At 61.7% G+C, this 18,009-nt stretch carries 13 protein-coding genes; 10 read left to right on the top strand and 3 right to left on the bottom strand.

The window, feature by feature from the left end; translation table 11 throughout:
- Positions 1 to 32 precede the first annotated feature (32 nt).
- The 4 genes from ACEN8E_RS29405 to ACEN8E_RS29390 all read left to right on the top strand — a co-directional run bounded on the left by ACEN8E_RS29405 (position 33) and on the right by ACEN8E_RS29390 (position 6,160).
- Complete coding sequence (locus ACEN8E_RS29405) at positions 33 to 659, top strand: glutathione S-transferase family protein (protein WP_495590839.1); 627 nt, start codon at positions 33 to 35, stop codon at positions 657 to 659.
- A 63-nt stretch (positions 660 to 722) separates the two neighbouring features.
- Positions 723 to 2,753, top strand: a complete 2,031-nt coding sequence (locus ACEN8E_RS29400; RefSeq protein ID WP_495590838.1) for a pyridoxamine 5'-phosphate oxidase family protein — start codon at positions 723 to 725, stop codon at positions 2,751 to 2,753.
- Positions 2,754 to 2,862: 109 nt separating this feature from the next.
- Positions 2,863 to 4,059, top strand: a complete 1,197-nt coding sequence (locus ACEN8E_RS29395) for a DUF3142 domain-containing protein (protein WP_495590837.1) — start codon at positions 2,863 to 2,865, stop codon at positions 4,057 to 4,059.
- Entirely contained in the window at positions 4,046 to 6,160 is a 2,115-nt protein-coding gene (locus ACEN8E_RS29390; protein ID WP_495590836.1) for a hypothetical protein, read from the top strand. Before ACEN8E_RS29395 ends, ACEN8E_RS29390 begins: the two co-directional genes overlap by 14 nt.
- 3 nt (positions 6,161 to 6,163) lie before the next feature.
- Here the strand turns inward: ACEN8E_RS29390 and ACEN8E_RS29385 are convergent, their stop codons facing one another.
- On the bottom strand, positions 6,164 to 6,793 hold the full coding sequence (locus tag ACEN8E_RS29385; RefSeq protein WP_495590835.1) for a LysE family translocator: 630 nt from the start codon (positions 6,791 to 6,793) through the stop codon (positions 6,164 to 6,166).
- Positions 6,794 to 6,938: 145 nt separating this feature from the next.
- On the opposite strand from ACEN8E_RS29385, the gene ACEN8E_RS29380 reads away from it, so the two are divergent.
- Positions 6,939 to 7,412 (top strand): Lrp/AsnC family transcriptional regulator, encoded by a 474-nt coding sequence (locus ACEN8E_RS29380; protein WP_007969928.1) that lies wholly within the window; start codon positions 6,939 to 6,941, stop codon positions 7,410 to 7,412.
- Between the two features lie 110 nt (positions 7,413 to 7,522).
- On the opposite strand, the gene lpdA is transcribed toward ACEN8E_RS29380, so the two are convergent.
- Positions 7,523 to 8,923, bottom strand: coding sequence for a dihydrolipoyl dehydrogenase (gene lpdA / locus ACEN8E_RS29375; protein WP_495590834.1), 1,401 nt, complete (start codon positions 8,921 to 8,923; stop codon positions 7,523 to 7,525).
- Positions 8,924 to 9,137: 214 nt separating this feature from the next.
- Between lpdA and ACEN8E_RS29370 the strand changes: the two genes are divergently transcribed.
- The 5 genes from ACEN8E_RS29370 to cfaB all read left to right on the top strand — a co-directional run bounded on the left by ACEN8E_RS29370 (position 9,138) and on the right by cfaB (position 16,504).
- On the top strand, positions 9,138 to 11,096 hold the full coding sequence (locus ACEN8E_RS29370; protein WP_495590833.1) for an SPFH domain-containing protein: 1,959 nt from the start codon (positions 9,138 to 9,140) through the stop codon (positions 11,094 to 11,096).
- Complete coding sequence (hflC, locus tag ACEN8E_RS29365; RefSeq protein ID WP_495590832.1) at positions 11,093 to 12,139, top strand: protease modulator HflC; 1,047 nt, start codon at positions 11,093 to 11,095, stop codon at positions 12,137 to 12,139. The genes ACEN8E_RS29370 and hflC overlap by 4 nt, the downstream gene beginning before the upstream one ends.
- The gene (gene hflK, locus ACEN8E_RS29360) at positions 12,136 to 13,194 is read left to right on the top strand and encodes a protease modulator HflK (RefSeq protein ID WP_495590831.1); all 1,059 of its coding nucleotides are present in this window, start codon (positions 12,136 to 12,138) and stop codon (positions 13,192 to 13,194) included. The genes hflC and hflK overlap by 4 nt, the downstream gene beginning before the upstream one ends.
- A complete protein-coding gene (locus ACEN8E_RS29355; protein ID WP_495590830.1) occupies positions 13,191 to 15,101 on the top strand; it encodes a cation-translocating P-type ATPase in 1,911 nt (636 codons plus the stop codon). Before hflK ends, ACEN8E_RS29355 begins: the two co-directional genes overlap by 4 nt.
- A gap of 218 nt (positions 15,102 to 15,319) precedes the next feature.
- Positions 15,320 to 16,504: a C17 cyclopropane fatty acid synthase CfaB gene (gene cfaB / locus ACEN8E_RS29350; protein WP_495590829.1), complete on the top strand. Its 1,185-nt coding sequence runs from the start codon at positions 15,320 to 15,322 to the stop codon at positions 16,502 to 16,504.
- Here cfaB and cls read toward each other — a convergent pair.
- Complete coding sequence (cls, locus tag ACEN8E_RS29345; RefSeq protein WP_495590828.1) at positions 16,501 to 17,940, bottom strand: cardiolipin synthase; 1,440 nt, start codon at positions 17,938 to 17,940, stop codon at positions 16,501 to 16,503. The two genes, cfaB and cls, sit on opposite strands and share 4 nt — an antisense overlap.
- Positions 17,941 to 18,009: the final 69 nt, after the last annotated feature.

Genomic DNA, 18,009 nt, shown 5'->3' with positions numbered 1-18,009 from the left:
CTGAACAGCACCACTCACCCGAGGTGTCGACCATGCAAGCGATCAAACTCTACAACTTCCCCCGTTCCGGCCACGCTCATCGTGTGGAGTTGATGCTGTCCCTGCTGAAATTGCCGACCGAACTGATCTTCGTTGACCTCGCCAAGGGCGAACACAAGCAACCGGCGTTCCTGGCGCTCAATGCATTCGGCCAGGTGCCGGTGATTGATGATCAGGGCGTGGTGTTGGCCGACTCGAATGCGATTCTGGTTTATCTGGCGCAAAAGTACGGCAATGGTCGCTGGCTGCCAGCCGATCCGGTGGGTGCCGCCAAGGTCCAGCGCTGGTTGTCGGTGGCTGCCGGTCCGATTGCCTTCGGTCCTGCCCGGGCAAGACTGATCACCGTGTTCGGCGCGCCTTACAACGCTGAAGAAGTGATTGCCTACGCCCACACCGTGCTCAAAGTGATCGACCACGAACTGGCCAATACGCCGTATCTGGCTGGCAGCGAGCCGACGGTGGCTGACGTCGCGGCCTACAGCTACATCGCCCATGCGCCCGAGGGCAATGTGTCGCTGGATGAGTACGCCAACATTCGCGCCTGGCTGGCCCGCATTGAAGCCTTGCCGGGTTTTGTCGGCATGCCGCGCACCATCGCCGGTCTGCAAAAAACTGCCTGATGCCCGCGGCCCGGAATTGCCGGGCCGCCCTGTTCTGCGCCAGTGGCGTAGGGGAGAAGCCGTATGGACCGTTCACCCTGGCATGCCGGCGAGAAACAATTGCAGGCGCATGTGGGCGTTGCCGAACGAATGGAGGCGTTCGGTCGTAAGGTGATTCGCAGCGAGATGCCGGACCAGCACCGTACGTTCTATCAGCAATTGCCGTTCATGCTGTACGGAGCGGTGGATGCCGACGGTCATCCCTGGGCCAGTATCCTTGAAGGCCAGCCCGGTTTCGCACAATCGCCAGAACCGGGCCTGCTGCAATTTCGCAGCCTGCCTGCCCTTGATGATCCTGCGCAATTGAGCGACGGCGCGGCCATCGGCCTGTTGGGCATCGAGTTGCATACCCGCCGTCGCAATCGCATCAATGGGCATGTCCGCGCCATGACAACCGGTGGTTTCGCGGTGACGGTGGATCAGTCCTTCGGCAATTGCCCGCAGTACATTCAGTTGCGTCAGTTTCACTCGGTGCCACTGGCCGACCCTTCGACACGTGTCGCGCAACATTTCAGCGAACTGGATGACGCGGCCAAGGCCATGATCGCCGAAGCGGACACGTTCTTCGTTGCCAGTTATGTGGACGTCGATGGCGAACGCTCGGTGGATGTGTCGCACCGTGGCGGCCAGACCGGTTTCGTACGGGTGGAAGGCAATCGCCTGACCATCCCGGACTTCGCCGGCAACCTGCACTTCAACACCCTGGGCAATCTGCTGCTCAATCCCCGGGCCGGGTTGTTGTTCATCGACTTCAATACCGGTGATCTGCTGCAGCTCAGCGGGCGGACCGAAATCATCCTGGAGGGCCCGCAGGTCGAGGCGTTCCAAGGGGCCGAGCGCCTGTGGACCATCGATGTCGAGCAAGTCGTACGGCGCCCGGCTGCCCTGGCGTTGCGCTGGCGCTTCGACGGCGTGTCACCCACCAGTTTGCTCACAGGAACATGGGAGCGGGCCACCGCGCGTTTGCAGGCCAAGGCCCTGGGCGATCAATGGCGGCCGTTGCGGGTGACGCGGATTGAAGCGCAAAGCCACAACATTCGTTCGATTTACCTGGAGCCCGCTGATGGGGCCGGGTTGCCACTGTTTCAGGCCGGGCAGCATTTGCCCCTGCGCTTCAACATTGACGGAGATGTGCACATCCGCACGTACAGTTTATCGAGCGCGCCGTCCGATGATTTTTTCCGCATCAGCGTGAAGCGTGACGGGCGGGTGTCTACGCATTTGCATGAGCAGATTCGGGTCGGCGACCTGCTGGAGGCGCGTGCGCCGCAAGGGCATTTCACCGTGGCGCCCCATGAGCGTCGGCCATTGGTGTTGCTGGCGGCCGGGGTGGGTATCACGCCGCTGTTGTCGATGCTGCGAGAGGTGGTTTACCAGGGATTGCGCACCCGCCGTATCCGCCCGACATGGTTTATCCAGAGTTCGCGCACGCTGGCCGACCAGCCGTTTCGCCACGAACTGGATCGCTTGCTCGAAGACGCCGGTGACGTGGTGCGGGTGGTGCGTTTGCTCAGCCAGCCGGAAGCCTGGGCGATACAAGGAGAGGACTTCGACCTCTGTGGGCGCATCGACGTCGCGCTGCTCAAGGATCTGCTGACAGTCGAGGACTACGATCAGCCGGATTTTGTCGTCTGTGGCCCCGGAAGCTTTACCCAGGCGTTGTATGACGGCCTGCGCGAACTGGACATTCGCGACTCGCGGATTCACGCCGAAACCTTCGGCCCGTCCACCTTGCGCCGGCGTCCGGACGCCGATGCAGTGGTCATCGAGCAACCGCCAGCCGCCACCACATCCGTGCCGGTGGTGTTCCAGCGCTCGGCCAAGGAAGCGCGCTGGCAGCCGGAGGGTGGCAGCTTGCTGGAGTTGGCGGAAAGCCGTGGCCTGCGTCCGGAATTCAGTTGTCGCGGCGGCTCCTGCGGCACCTGCAAGACGCGCTTGATCAGCGGTCAGGTGCATTACCCACTGCCGCCAGCGGAGGTGCCGGATGACGGACAAGTGCTGATTTGCTGCGCGATTCCGGCGCAGGGAGCGCAGCCGTTGGTGCTCGATATCTGAAGCAAGATTGCAGGCGAACATTGCCCGTCGGTCGATGGCTGAGTAGGGTAGGGGTAGAACGAACAAGGGCCGCACAGGCCCTTTCTGCATTTCAGGAACAGGCGTTTTAATGGTTTTTTTCACTCGCTCGATCGCCTTGCTGATGGCGCTGGCGCTAACCTCCGGTTGCGAAAGACAGGACGCACCGCCGCTGGATCAGCAACTCTACGTCTGGCAGCGGCAATGGACGCCGGCCCACGACGCCGCCCTCAGGGACAGCCGTGCAGACTTTTCGGCGTTGCGGGTGCTGGCCTTGCAGGCCTTCCCCAACGCGGGCTGGAGCCGAGCTCGGGTGGATAGGCAGTTGCTCGAGCGCGACGGCCGGCCGGTGATTGCGGTGGTTCGCCTGGATGGGCAGCTCAAGGCGCTGGATCAGGACGAGATCACAGCGCAAATCCGCCAGGTGATCAGCGATTGGCAGGGACAAGGGTTGAATCTCGCCGGCGTGGAAATCGACTACGATGCGGGTAATGCCCGGCTGCCGGCGTACCGCGAATTTCTCGCGCGTTTGCGTGAAGCGTTGCCGACTTCGCTGCCGCTGAGCATCACCGCATTGCCGTCCTGGCTCGACAGTCGCGAACTGCCGGCGTTGTTATCCACAGTCGACAGCAGCGTGTTGCAGGTACATGCGGTGAGCGATCCGCGTCGCGGTTTGTTTGATGCCGATCAGGCCCGGCAATGGGCGAAGGCCTGGAGCCGCGTCACGACAAAACCTTTTTATCTGGCGCTGCCGGCCTATGGCGTGGCGTTGCTGCCGTCGACGGGTGGCGCGCCTGTTGTGGAAAGCGAGGTGACCCTGGAGCATGAAGGCCTGCGCCAGGAATTACTGGCCGATCCACAGGTATTGCGCACCCTCGGCAGCGAACTGCGCGCCGATCCACCGAAACATCTGGCGGGCCTGATCTGGTTTCGCCTGCCACTGGCAAATGACCGCCGGGCCTGGAGTCTGGCCACCTTGCGCGCCGTGGCTCGCGGTGATGTCCTCGACAGTCGATTGACGCTGCAACTCTTGGCCGACAATGGCCTCTATGACATCGGCATCAGCAACCAGGGCAATCTCGACCGCGCCTGGCCCGAACGCCTGACACTGGTGGTCAGTGGTTGTGAGGGGGCCGATGCCCTGGCCGGTTACGCGTTGCAACAGCGTCCGGATCTGCTTACCTTCACCCGCCTGCGCGACGGTCGAATACCGGCCGGCGGGCAGCGTGCCATTGGTTGGGCTCGCTGCGCACACATTGATCAAGGAGGTTCGAATGTTCACCCGTAACTGGCCGCGTCATTTGCTTTGCCTGAGCCTCAGCCTGCCGCTGGGTTCGGTGCTGGCCTGCGGCCCGGACTTTCCCATGCGCCTGCTGGATAACCGTGGCCAGTCGCTGGCGGAACTGCCGGAAGGCAACTTCGGCTTCGAGATCAACCGCCTCGGCCACGCCATCAAAGGATTGAAGAACGTCACCGCAGGCGTCCACTACGGTGATGAACCTGATCTTGTAGCGCAGCGGGATCTGGCCGAGCAGGCGGAGCTTGCCGCTGAACAACAAGTGTTGGTGAAACACCTGCGCAGCCTGACCGATGCCCGTCAGGTTGAAACCGAAGGGGCGCAACTGCCACCCGAGCTCAGGTTGTACCTGGCGGGCGCCGTGGCATTTGGCGCGGGTGATGCGGCCCTGGCCGCCGGGTATTTCAAGCAAGTGCTGGCCTTGCCCGCAGAACAACGGGCTTCGCGCAGCACCTGGGCGGCTTACTCGCTGGGGCGCGCGTTGTTCGCCATGAGCACCGAAGCCAACGCGGGTCCGGATCTGCTCGAACAATCGCGCAAGGCCTTTGAGCAGACCCGGCAACTGAGCATCGACGGCTTCAGCGATCCACTGGAGCTGGGTGTCGCCAGCCTCGGCGAAGAAGCCCGGGTGGTGCGCACCGCCGGGGACTGGAACCGTGCCATCGAGTTGTACGCCACGCAAAATCTGCACGGCTCTACGGTGGGCCATGACTCGCTCAAGCAATTGATGACGGACTTGATGGCGCTGCCGGATGATCAAGTGGCCGAGTTGCTCAAGGGCCAGCCCGTGCAGCAATTGGTGACCGCGTCGCTGATCAGCCGGTTGGGTTGGTCATTCGGCGATCAACCCGCCAACGAACAGAAAATGATCAAGCTGCTGCAAAACAGCACCCGTGGCAGTCTCGAAAACGCCGACCGCCTGGCGGCGATGAATTATCAACAGGGCGATTACGCCAGTGCCAAGGCTTTCCTCGAACATGCCGGCGATGGCGGGTTGGCCTGGTGGCTGCGGGCAAAACTGGCGGTGCGCGAGGGCGATAAAGCCGCGGCCGCCGCAGCCTATGCCAAAGCGGCCCAGGCCTTTCCGCAGAATGAGTCCTGGGGCGAGCGACGGACCCCGGACTTCGATTACGAAACGCTGCAGCCCAAATGCCGGGTCGAGGGTGAGAGTGCGATCCTGGCCCTGCAACGCGGGGATTACCTGCAAGCCTTCGATCAGTTGTATCGCAGCCAAAGCATTTACTGGTTCGACGCCGCCACCGTGGCCGAGCGCGTGTTGACCCTCGAAGAGCTCAAGCACTACGTCGACACACAAGTACCGGCCCCGCCGCCGCTCAGCCAGCAGGACCGCGACAACTACGTGCCCTTGCCGGTGGCGGCGAGCCTGCGCAATCTGCTGGGGCGACGTTTGTTGCGCGAGGGGCATTACGAGCAAGCGCTGCCTTATTTCGACAACGATGACTTGCGGCACAAGGCCAGGCTGTATGGCGAGCAACGCCTGGCGGCTGATTCGGCCTGGTGGCCGACCCGTCGCGCCGCCGCGCTGTTCAATGCGGCCTGGACGGCGCGTGAGTGGGGCATGGACATTCTGGGCTATGAAATGGCGCCGGATTACGCCACGTTCGGCGGTAACTACGTTCTCGAAAACACCGAACTCGATGTCGGTCCTTTGGTGGCCGAGGACGAAGTGAAACGTCAGCAGGCCAGCGCTGCCCAGCCTGACCAGCGTTACCACTATCGCTTCGTGGCCACGGCGCTGGCGAGCAATGCCGCGGATAACTTGCCTCACACCAGCCAGGCGTTTGCGGCGGTGCTGTGCGAGGCGTCAGGGTGGAACAGCAGCCTTGCAGAGCAAAGTGCGATTTATCAGCGCTATGTCAAAGAAGGGCCTTACGTGGAATGGGCTGCCGATTTCGGCCACCAATGCCCTTACCCCGACTTCGAGAACGCCGACAAACGCTACGTGACCCAAGTCACCGACGCTGCGCGTTCGGCCTTGCGCCCGTACAAGACGCCGCTACAGGTCGGTGGCGTCCTGGCGGTCGCGGCAGCCGCGCTGTGGTTGTTCAATCGCCGCCGCAAGGCGCAGTGAGGTTCAAGCCTGTTGCACAAAGGTCAGCCGTACGGCGAAACCGATCAACAGGCTGCCGAACAACCATTGTTGCAGGCGCTGGGCTGAGGGGCTGCGTTGCAGCCAGCGGCCGAGCGCCGCGCCGACCAGGGCGTAGGCGCTGTCGAACAGCAAACCGACACCGACCAGCACCACGCCCAGCGTTGCAAATTGCCCGAGTACCGGTCCGGCCTGTGGATTGATGAATTGCGGTAGCAGTACCGAGCAGAACAACAGTGCCTTGGGGTTGAGCAGGTTGGTCAGCAGCCCGCGTCGGATGGCGGCGCCCCAGCGCGGTTTTTCGCCGGTTGTGTCGGCGCCGGTCAAGCTCGGCAGCATCGTGGTTCGCAGGCACTGAATACCGATCCACAGCAGATAAGCAGCACCGGCCAGGCGCACCACATCGAAGGTCCAGGGCGCTGCCTTGAACAGTGCCGCCAGCCCCAGCGCCGCCAATGCCACATGGCAACCACGGGCGATGCCCAACCCCACGGCCGTCGCCAGCGCGGCGCCTTTGCCCTGGCGGGCACCGGTCTGCAACAGCAGGATCATGTCTGGCCCCGGCAACAGATAGACCACCGCCAGCGCCATGAAAAACAGCCAGAGCCCCTGCATGTTGCACCCCATTCGTTGTCGATTCGGTCATGCCAGTCTACGGCTGAGGGGCAGGGCAGGTGCTTGCGTTGTTAGCTTCTATCGGCATCTGTATTGGCATAATCTGCCACTTATTCATACTTGAGCCATCAGGATCTGCCAAACCATGAAACTCGATGCCTACGACCGCAAGATTCTCGCCGCGCTGCAACGGGATGGCCGCCTGAGCAATGTGCAACTGGCGGACGAGATCGGCCTGTCTGCATCGCCTTGCCTGCGCCGGGTGCGGATGCTTGAAGAAGCGGGGGTGATTCGCGGTTACCAGGCCAATCTGGATCGCGATGAGGTGGGGTTGGGGCTGACGGTGTTTGTCGGGGTCAAGGTCGAGCGTCATAACGACGAACAAGCTGAAGCCTTTCGCCTGGCGGTGACGGCATTGCCCGAGGTTATTTCGGCGTTTCTGGTGTCAGGGGAGTCGGATTTTCTGCTGCAGGTGGTGGTGCCGGACTTGCGTGCCTATGACCGGTTTCTCACCGGGCGTTTGTTGAAGCTGCCGGGTGTGAGCGACATCCGCAGCAACTTTGCGATTCACACGGTGAAGGCGCCGGGGGCGTTGCCGCTGGAGCATTTGCCGCTGTAGACCGAGTCGTTTGCATCGCGAGCAGGCTCGCTCCTACAGGTACAACGCAAACCCTGTAGGAGCAAGCCTGTTCGCGATGGCGATCGATCTGTCACCCAAGTCCTCCGGATCTACATCTGCGTCGCCATCCCCTCCACATTCATTGCCGCCTGGCGCAAGGCCTCTGAGCGGGTCGGGTGCGGGTGGCACGTCAGGGCGATGTCCTCGGCCGAGGCGCTGAACTCCATGGCCACGCAATACTCGCCAATCATTTCACTGACGCTCGGGCCGACCAGGTGCACGCCGAGGATTTCGTCCGTGCGCTCATCGGCCAGCACTTTGGCGAAGCCTTCGGTTTCGTGGTTGATCTTCGCCCGACTGTTGGCGGTAAAGGGAAATTTGCCGACCTTGTACGCCCGGCCTTCAGCCTTGAGTTGCTCTTCGGTCTTGCCGACGCTGGCCAGCTCCGGTTTGGTGTAGACCACACTGGGGATCAGGTTGTAATTGACCTCGCCAGCCTTGCCGACCATCTGCTCGACGCAGGCCATGGCTTCGTCCTCGGCCTTGTGGGCGAGCATGGGGCCGGAGGTCACGTCACCAATCACCCAGACCCCGACGGCTTCGGTGCGATGCCCCTTGTTGGCGAGCATGCCGCGCTTGTCCGTGGCGAGGCCGACGTTCTCCAGGCCCAGGCCCTTTGTATAAGGTCGGCGCCCGATGGCCACCAGCACGTAATCGGCTTCAAGCAATTGCGCGGCACCGCCTGCAGCAGGCTCGATGCTGAGCTGCACACCGGTGGCGGAGGTGGTGGCGCTGGTCACTTTTGAGCTCAACTTGAAACTCAAGCCTTGTTTGCTCAGGGAGCGCTGCAGGGTTTTGCCGGCTTCGATGTCCACACCGGGGCAGATCCGGTCGAGAAACTCGACCACCGTTACCTGCGCCCCAAGGCGCCGCCATACCGAGCCCAGCTCCAGGCCGATCACACCGGCGCCGATCACCACCAGATGCTTGGGCACTTCGGTCAGTGCCAGGGCGCCGGTGGAGTCGAGGATGCGTTTGTTATCGATGTCCACGCCGGGCAGGGGCGTGGGCTCGGAACCGGTGGCGATGATGATGTCCCTGGCGCTCAGTGCGGTCTTGCCACCAGCACTATCGGTCACCGTGACTTTGCCCGGTCCGTCGATATGGCCCCAGCCTCTGATCCAGTCGACCTTGTTTTTGCGGAAAAGAAACTCGATGCCCTTGGTCAGCCCGGTAACGCTTTCATCCTTTTGCTTCATCATCTGGTTGAGATTGAGTACGGGTTTGACTTCGATCCCCAGATTGGCGAATTCCGCGCCCATGGCCGCGTCGTACAGTTCGGAGGCATGCAACAACGCCTTGGATGGCATGCAGCCGACGTTCAGGCAGGTGCCGCCGAGTGTGGCGCGTCCTTCCACGCAGGCGGCTTTCAGACCCAGTTGTCCGGCGCGGATCGCCGCGTTGTAACCGCCGGGGCCACCGCCGAGTATCACGACGTCATAAGTGCTCATGAATGTACTCCTGGATCGAAAGGGAAAGAGATCGGTAAAAGTAGTTCCTGAATAAAATTACGAACGTAATATGTGCGTTCTGAAGCATTTCGGTCAAGGCTTCAGGTAGGCGACAGGTTGGGCATTTTTAGATAGCGCGCTTGAGTACGGAAATTTCACCTTTTTCGTTATATCGTAACGAATTGCCATGTAAGCGAAGACACTCTGGGGTGGTATGCAAGTCGATCTCGATGTTGATGAAACGCCGTTAGCCGGGTTGCCGCGCTTTCAGCAGGCGTTCATTCAAGGGCGGCGTTTGCGCCAGTTCGCCATCGGTGCGGGCGTACTCGCGACGGTGGGTGTGCTGCTGGCGCTTTTTGCCGGGTTGTTTACGTCGCAAACATTGTGGCCAGCGTTGCTGCTGAACCTGAGCATGGCGTTTGTCGTGTTGATGGCGGGTGTGCAATCGGCCTGGTGGGTCGCCCGGTGGCGTGCCCGCGCCATGAATCCCGTGGTGCCGGTGGTCGTTGTCGACGAACCTGTCGCCCCTGCCGGGTGGTATGAACGCTTGCTGGACCGGATCGGCCAGCAATCCCGGCACTTGCTCGGGCAAATCGGCGCGCCGACGCTGTGGCTTGGCGGCTGGGCATTGCTGGCGATATTGGGCGTCGAACAGGCCTGGAACCTTGCGTTGCCCCCGTCAGCACTGGGCCTGGCGGCCACCGTCGGTGCCGCGTGCACCTTGCTGTTGGCCTTCGGCCTGTTGGTGCTGGAACGCCATCTGGCGCAGGAAAACACTGCGCAATGGCCTGAAGCCACCGCGTTGGCTCAATTGATTCGTGTGGTGATCATCAGTCTGGTACTCGGTGCGTTTTGCCTGTTGTTTGCCAATGAAACCTCGGTATGGCCCGTACGCCTGGCGGTGTTGATCGGCCTGCTGCCGGGGTTGGTGGCGGCAGAACTGTTGCTGCGCGCGGTGTTGTCATTATTCAGCCCGCGCCGCGAACGTCTTGAGCCGGAGCTGCTGGCGCGCAGCTTTGTCGCTGACATGCTGCGCTGGCCACCGCAGCCATTGCTGGCGTTGCAGCACGAATTGCATAACCGCTTCGGCATCGATCTGCGGCAGATCTGGGCCTTCACTTATATACGTCGGGCGTTCCTGCCGGTGCTGGCAGTGGTTGCGCTGGTTGGCTGGTCGCTGACTGGCATTCACGAAATTGCGCTGCAAGGGCGTGGCATCTACGAGCGGTTCGGCAAACCAGTGGAGGTGTTTGGCCCAGGTTTGCATATGGGCTTGCCGTGGCCATTGGGACGCGTATTGAACATCGAGAATGGCGTGGTTCACGAATTGGCCACCAGTGTTGGCGAAACCTCGGCCCCCGCTCAGGCCGACCCCGCCGAAGGTCCGGCCCCGGCAATTGCCAATCGCCTGTGGGACGCCAGCCATGTGAACGACAAGTCCCAGGTGATCGCCAGCAGCCGAGCCGACAAGCAGAGCTTTCAGATCGTCAACATGGACGTGCGCTTCGTCTATCGCATTGGCCTGAGCGATGAGGCGGCGTTGGCCGCGACCTATAACAGTGCCGATGTGCCGATGTTGATTCGCAGCACCGCCAGCCGAATCCTGGTTCACGATTTCGCCTCGCGCACCCTCGACGGTTTGCTGGGTGAGGACAGGGTAGGGCTGGCCGAAGAAATCGGCCGAGCCGTCCAGGCTGACCTGCAAAAACTCGACAGCGGCGTGGAAATTCTTGCCACGGTGGTCGAGGCGATTCACCCGCCGGCCGGTGCAGCCAACGCCTATCACGGCGTGCAAGCCGCGCAGATTGCTGCGCAAGCGCTGATCGCCCGGGAACGCGGCGCCGCTGCCGAGGCCACCAACCAGGCGCAGTTGCAAGCAAGCATCGCCCGCGATCAGGCGACGGCCAGCGCCCGTGAAATCAATGCTGGCGCCCAGGCCACGGACCTGAAATTCAGCGCCGAACAGAAAGCCTACGCCAGCGCTGGTCAGGCCTTTGTGCTGGAGCAATATTTCAGTCAATTGTCCCAGGGCTTGGCCAATGCCAAGTTGTTGGTTCTTGATCATCGTCTGGGCGGCAGCAGCAATGCGCCGACCATCGACCTCCGTACGTTCACGCTGCCGGTTGACCCTGCGCCGTCGCGTAAAACCGCTCAGCCAGGAGCTGCCAATTGAGCCAGTCGCATACTCACGATCACGATGACCACGCCGGCCACGATCACGGTCATGGCGGGCATCACCACCACGGCCATCACCATCATCACCACCACGGCGACCCGCAAGAGGCCGGTCCATTCCCGTGGCGTCGCATGGGGTGGGCTGCATTGCTGGTGGCGTTTGCCGTCGCTGCCGCAAGCCTGGTGCAGGTGCGTTCAGGTGAGGCCACGGTGATCACACGCTTCGGCAACCCTTCACGCGTCTTGCTGGAACCGGGGCTGGGCTGGCGCTGGCCGGCACCGTTCGAGGCAGCAATCCCGGTGGATCTGCGGCTGCGCACCACGTCCAGCGGTTTGCAGGATGTCGGTACCCGGGACGGTTTGCGCATCATCGTCCAGGCCTACGTGGCGTGGCAGGTACAGGGCGATCCAGACAATGTGCAACGTTTCATGCGCGCAGTGCAGAACCAGCCCGATGAAGCCGCGCGGCAGATTCGTACCTTTGTCGGTTCCGCGCTGGAAACCACCGCCAGCAGTTTTGATCTGGCGAACCTGGTGAATACCGATGCCAGCCAGGTGCGCATCGCCGATTTCGAAGCCCAACTGCGCAAGCAGATCGATCAGCAACTGCTCACCACTTATGGCGTGCGCGTGTTGCAGGTCGGTATTGAACGATTGACGCTGCCTTCGGTGACGCTCACCGCGACCGTCGACCGGATGCGCGCCGAGCGTGAAACCATCGCCACTGAACGCACGGCGATCGGCAAGCGTGAAGCCGCGCAAATTCGTTCCGCCGCCGAGCGAGATGCACGTATTGTGCAGGCCGATGCCACCGTGAAAGCGGCGGATATCGAAGCGCAATCACGGGTCGAAGCGGCGCAGATTTATGGGCGTGCCTATGCTGGATCGCCGCAGCTCTACAACCTGCTGCGCTCGCTCGATACCCTGGGCACGGTGGTCACGCCCGGAACCAAACTGATTCTGCGCACCGACGCCGCACCGTTCCGGGTGTTGGTTGACGGTCCGCCAAGCCTCGACAACAAGTCCGGATCGCAGCCATGAGTTTGGTTCCACGTGGAACAAATGAGTTGAGCAGCCCCTGGATTCAGGCCGGGCGGTTGGCGTTTATTGCCCTGTACGTGGTGACGGTATTGGCGGCGCTGGCGTGGGCGTTTTCCAATGTGCGGCAGATCGATCCACAAAATCGAGCGGTGGTTTTGCATTTCGGCGCGCTGGATCGCATCCAGAATGCCGGGCTGCTATTGGCTTGGCCGCAACCGTTTGAACAGGTGATTTTGTTGCCGGCGGCGGATCGGGTGATCGAGCGGCGAGTGGACAGTCTGTTGCGCAGTGGTGCCGCGGTTCAGGCGGATCGGGTGGCCAGTTTTGCCACGCCCATCAGCGATGCCCTTGCAGGTTCCGGCTATCTGTTAACCGGTGATGCCGGAGTGGTGCAACTCGATGTGCGGGTTTTTTACAAAGTCACCGAGCCTTATGCGTTCGTGCTTCAGGGCGAACACGTGTTGCCGGCTCTGGATCGTCTGGTGACCCGTAGCGCGGTTGCGCTTACGGCCGCCCGGGATCTGGATACCATTCTGGTCGCTCGTCCGGAATTGATCGGCGCCGATAGCCAGGCGGCGGAACGACGCGAGCGCTTGCGTGGTGATCTGGTGCAGGGCATCAATCAACGCCTGGCCGAACTGACTGCAACAGGGCAAGGCTTGGGGATCGAAGTGGCGCGGGTCGATGTGCAATCGAGTTTGCCCAGCCCCGCGGTGAACGCTTTCAACGCGGTACTCACGGCCAGCCAACAAGCCGACAAGGCTGTCGCCAATGCCCGCACCGAAGCCGAGAAGTTGACGCAGACCGCTAACGAACAAGCCGACCGTACGCTGCAAGTGGCCCATGCCCAGGCGAGCGAGCGACTGGCCAAAGCCTCGGCAGATACCGCCACCGTGTTGAGCCTGGCCAAGGCGCAGCAGCAGGGGACTGATCCGCAAATGCTGCTGCGCATCTATCGCGAGCGGATGCCGAAAATTCTCGGCCAGGCCGGTTCGGTCACGACGGTCGATCCCAAAGACGATTCCCGCCTGATCATTCAGGGAGCTGCACAATGACTGCGCAAACCGCCACCGCGCCGAGCATGTTGTCTTCGGCAGAACAACGTAGCGCCGCGCGCCAACTGACCCTGGCCATGCTCGCATTGGGCCTGCTTGCGCTGGGCCTGATCTGGCGATGGCTGGCGCCGGAGCAGACAGGTATCAGTCAGTTGCTGCTGGGGTTCGCCTCGTTGCTGGTCGCTGTGCCGGTCATGCGCTCGGCCTGGTACAGCTTGCGTTATCCGAGCCTGCACGGCATCACCGATCAATTGATCGCCCTGGCCATGCTGGGTGCGTGGGCTACCGGCGATCTGCTGACGGCGGCGCTGTTGCCGATCATCATGATTTTCGGCCACGTGCTGGAAGAGCGCAGCGTGATCGGTTCCCAGGAAGCGATTCACGCCCTCGGCAAACTGACCCGCAGCCATGCGCGCAAGGTGCAGGCAGATGGCTCCATCATCGAAGTCGACAACGGCACGCTCAAGGCTGGTGATCGGGTCGAGGTGCGCGCCGGGGACCGGGTACCGGCAGATGGCCGGGTGTTATCCGGGCAGGCCAGTCTGGACACCGCCTCCATTACCGGCGAATCGGTACCGATGGAGGCGGGCGTGGGCATGTCGGTGTTTGGTGGCGCGATCAACCTCGACGGTCTGCTGCGAATCGAAGTGACCCGCACCGGCGAGGAATCGACCCTCGGCAAAGTCATCGCCCTGATGCAAAACGCCGAGCGTTCGAAGCCGCCGATCACTCGTCTGCTGGAGCGATACGCCGGCAGTTATATGGTGCTGGTGTTGCTGCTGGCCGCCGTGACCTGGTTCATCACCAACAACGCTCAAGCGATGCTTGCAGTGTTGGTGGCGGCCTGTCCTTGCGCACTGGTGTTGTCGGCACCGGCCACCGCGATTGCCGGGGTGGCCGTAGCGGCACGCCACGGGATTCTGATCCGCAGTTCCGCGTTCCTTGAAGAGTTGGCGGACCTTACCTCACTGGTGGTCGATAAAACCGGGACGCTGACCTTCGGCACCTTGCGCCTGCAATCCATCGACAGTCCGCTTGAGGATCGCAGCCATGTCCTCAAGCTGGCTGCCAGTCTCGGTTCGGCCAGCAGTCACCCGGTCAGTCGAGCGCTGGCGGGCTTGGTGACCCAGGAGCATTTCCTGCTGCTTTCCGACATTCATGAGCGCCAGGGCCTGGGCGTGGTGGCGATGACCGGGCAGGGCGAGGCAGCGCTCGGCCGGCCAGAGCTGTTCGCGCAACTGGGTATCAGCACAACGACGGTCCCCGATCACGACGGTCCGATTGCAGGGCTGGCACTCAATGGAGAGTTCCTCGCGTGGCTGTTGCTGGCCGACAGCGTCAAACCCGAAGCGCAGTTTGCCCTGAGTGAGTTGCGTGAACTTGGCCTGGGTCGCCAGTTATTGCTCACCGGTGACCGGCACAGCGTCGCGCAAACGCTCGCCCGGGATGTCGGGATCAGTGACGTCGAAGCGCAAGCGCTGCCCGAAGACAAACTCAATCGTGTGCTCAAGGAGATCGATAGCGGCTTCCGGCCAATGGTGGTTGGCGATGGCATCAACGACTCACTGGCCCTCAAGGCTGGCGTGGTCGGTGTGGCCATGGGCGCTGGCGGCGCGGACATCGCCCTGGCATCGGCCGACATCGTGCTGATCGGCAGTGACTTGCGCCGTCTCGGTACCTGCGTGCGCCTGAGTCGTCAGTGCCGCCAGACATTGCAGGTGAATGTGATCATCGGGCTGGGTTGGACCCTGGCGATCGTGGCCTTTGCCGCGTTCGGCTGGCTTGGCGCTGCCGGGGCGATGATTGCGGCGCTGCTGCATAACCTCAGTACCTTGTTGGTGTTGGGCAATGCCGGCCGTTTGCTGCGGTTCCAGGAGCCACTGCTCAAACTCAAGGACGAAGCCTGAAGACGAACGCTCTAAACCGGGTTGTCGCGAAGACTTCAACTTTTTAGAACTGTGCGCGCGGTTCGTAGTCATTGAAGATGAGGGCACATCATTTTGTGTGTTCGCGGCGGCCGGATCAGGCGTCGCGAATCATTGAAAATGGCTATTAATTCGATAGCCAGCTATTTTTCATAGATGGTCTACCCTCTGTTTAGACGTCTGAAACAAGGGGGTTTTACATGCTCGCGCATCTTCCACCGGCCTTACAGAATCTGCAATTACCGCTTCGCCTCAGACTCTGGGATGGCCATGAATTCAATCTGGGGCCGACGCCCAGTGTCACGATTGTGGTCAAGGACCCGCAAATGGTCACCCAGTTTACTCATCCAAGCCTGGACGCTCTTGGTGCTGCTTTTGTTGAAGGCAAACTGGAGCTTGAAGGCTCCATCAACGATGTGATCCGCGTCTGCGATGAATGGAGCCAGGCGTTGCTGGACGAAGGCGACGACAATCAGCCGGTTCGTAGCGCCCACGACAAAGAGATGGACGCCAAGGCGATCTCTTACCACTACGACCTTTCCAACGCGTTCTATCAGCTGTGGCTCGACAGCGACATGGCGTATTCCTGCGCTTACTTCGAGACTGGCAGCGAAAGCCTCGAGCAGGCCCAACAAGCCAAGTTTCGTCATTTGTGCCGCAAGCTGCGTTTGCAGCCTGGCGAGTATCTGCTGGATGTGGGTTGCGGTTGGGGCGGTTTGGCACGTTACGCGGCGCGAGAGTTTGGCGCGAAAGTGTTCGGTATCACCCTCAGCAAGGAGCAGTTGGCCCTGGCCCGTGAACGCGTAAAAGCGGAAGGCCTGGAGGATCTGGTCGAACTGCAACTGCTCGACTATCGCGATCTGCCGCAGGATGGCCGTTTCGACAAGGTTGTCAGCGTCGGCATGTTCGAACACGTCGGCCACGCCAATCTTGCCGAGTACTGCAAGACCCTGTTCGGCGCGGTTAAGGATGGTGGCCTGGTGATGAACCACGGGATCACCGCCAAATACACCGATGGCCGTCCGGTGGGGCGCGGTGCCGGTGACTTCATTGGAAAATATGTGTTCCCCAACGGCGAGCTGCCGCACCTGTCGATGATCTCTGCCGAGATCAGTGAGGCGGGGCTGGAAATCGTCGACGTCGAGAGCCTGCGCCTGCACTACGCACGCACGCTCGATCACTGGAGCGAACGCCTGGAAGACAACCTCGAAGCGGCCTCCAGACTCGTACCGCAACATGTCCTGCGCATCTGGCGCCTGTACCTGGCTGGTTGCGCTTACGCGTTCGCTCGCGGCTGGATCAACCTGCACCAGATTCTCGCCGTGAAGGCCCACGCCGATGGCAGTCATGAACTGCCATGGACCCGGGACGATATCTACCTCTAGAGAATCGGTGAAATCAGCCGGGCGATCCGCATGCCGAGCTGTTGGACGCGGTGGGTCTCCCGGCCTTCTTCCTTGGCGATTTCGTGGGCGTTGGCAAAATCATCGTTGAGCATCTGTTCCACCTCGGCGGCGAACGCGCTGTCGACGGTCAGCAACATCACTTCGAAATTCAGCCGGAACGAACGGTTGTCCAGGTTGGCGCTGCCGATGGCGCTGATTTCGCTGTCGATCAACACCACTTTCTGGTGCAGGAATCCGGGTTCGTAACGGAACACCCGCACTCCGGCGCGTACTGCTTCGAAGGCGTAGAGGCTGGAGGCGGCGTAGACAATTCGGTGGTCGGGCCGGGACGGCAACAACAGGCGCACATCCACTCCCCGGAGTACCGCCAGGCGCAACGCCGCGAACACGGCTTCGTCGGGGATGAAGTACGGGCTGGTAATCCACACCCGTTCTGTCGCCGCGTGGATGGCCTCGACAAAGAACAATGAACAGGTTTCACAGGCATCGGCCGGACCGCTGGCGAGTAGCTGACACAACACGCCGTCTTCCGGATAAACCTCGGGCAGGATCAGCGGTGGCAGTGCACGAGCGGCCCAGAACCAGTCTTCGGCGAAAGACTCCTGCATGCACGCCACCACTGGCCCGCGCACTTGCACGTGGGTATCGCGCCAAGGGGCCAGGGGCGGCTTCTCGCCCATGTATTCGTCACCGACGTTGTGCCCGCCGACGAAACCGAGAATGCCGTCCACCACCACGATCTTGCGGTGGTTGCGAAAGTTCACCTGAAAGCGGTTGAGCCATCCACTTCGGGTGGCGAAGGCTTTGACCTCGACCCCGCCATCACGCAAGGCCTGCACGTAACTGTGAGGCAGGGAGTGGCTGCCGATTCGGTCATACAACAGATAAATCGCCACGCCTTCGGAAGCCTTTTTCAACAGCAGCGATTGCAGGCATTGGCCGAGGCGGTCGTCGTGAACGATGAAGAACTGGATCAGCACGGCTTCCTTCGCCTGGCTGATGGCATCGAAAATCGCCTCGAATGTCGCCTGACCGTTGATCAACAGCCGCATCTGGTTGTTGGCCAGGCAAGGCATGTGTCCGAGCTTGGGCATTGCTCTGAGAGAGGCGTATGCAGAAGACGCGCGAGCGGTGAGTGCTTCTTCCACCCAGGGTCGCCAATTGAGTTCGGAGACAGCCTTGCGCATTTCCTCGTTGGCCTGCCGCCGGGCCTTGATATAGCCATCAAAGGTGCTGCGGCCGAACACCAGGTACGGGATCAGCGTGAGGTAAGGGATGAAAAGCAGCGACAGGGCCCAGGCGATCGAGCCTTGGGCGGTACGGACGGTCAGCACGGCGTGTATGGCCGCGATCATGCCCAGCGAGTGCAGCAGGGCGATGGTATAACCGAAAATATGCGGTCCGAAATAATCCATGGGGGCTGCCTTGCTCCTGAAGATTCAGTGCTTAACAGACCATGTTCCGTGCAGAATGTCGCTAATTAA

The organism is Pseudomonas sp. Pseusp9 (assembly GCF_059491265.1).
Note: the sequence above shows the minus strand (reverse complement) of the source record. Positions and strands in the feature narration are given on the sequence as shown.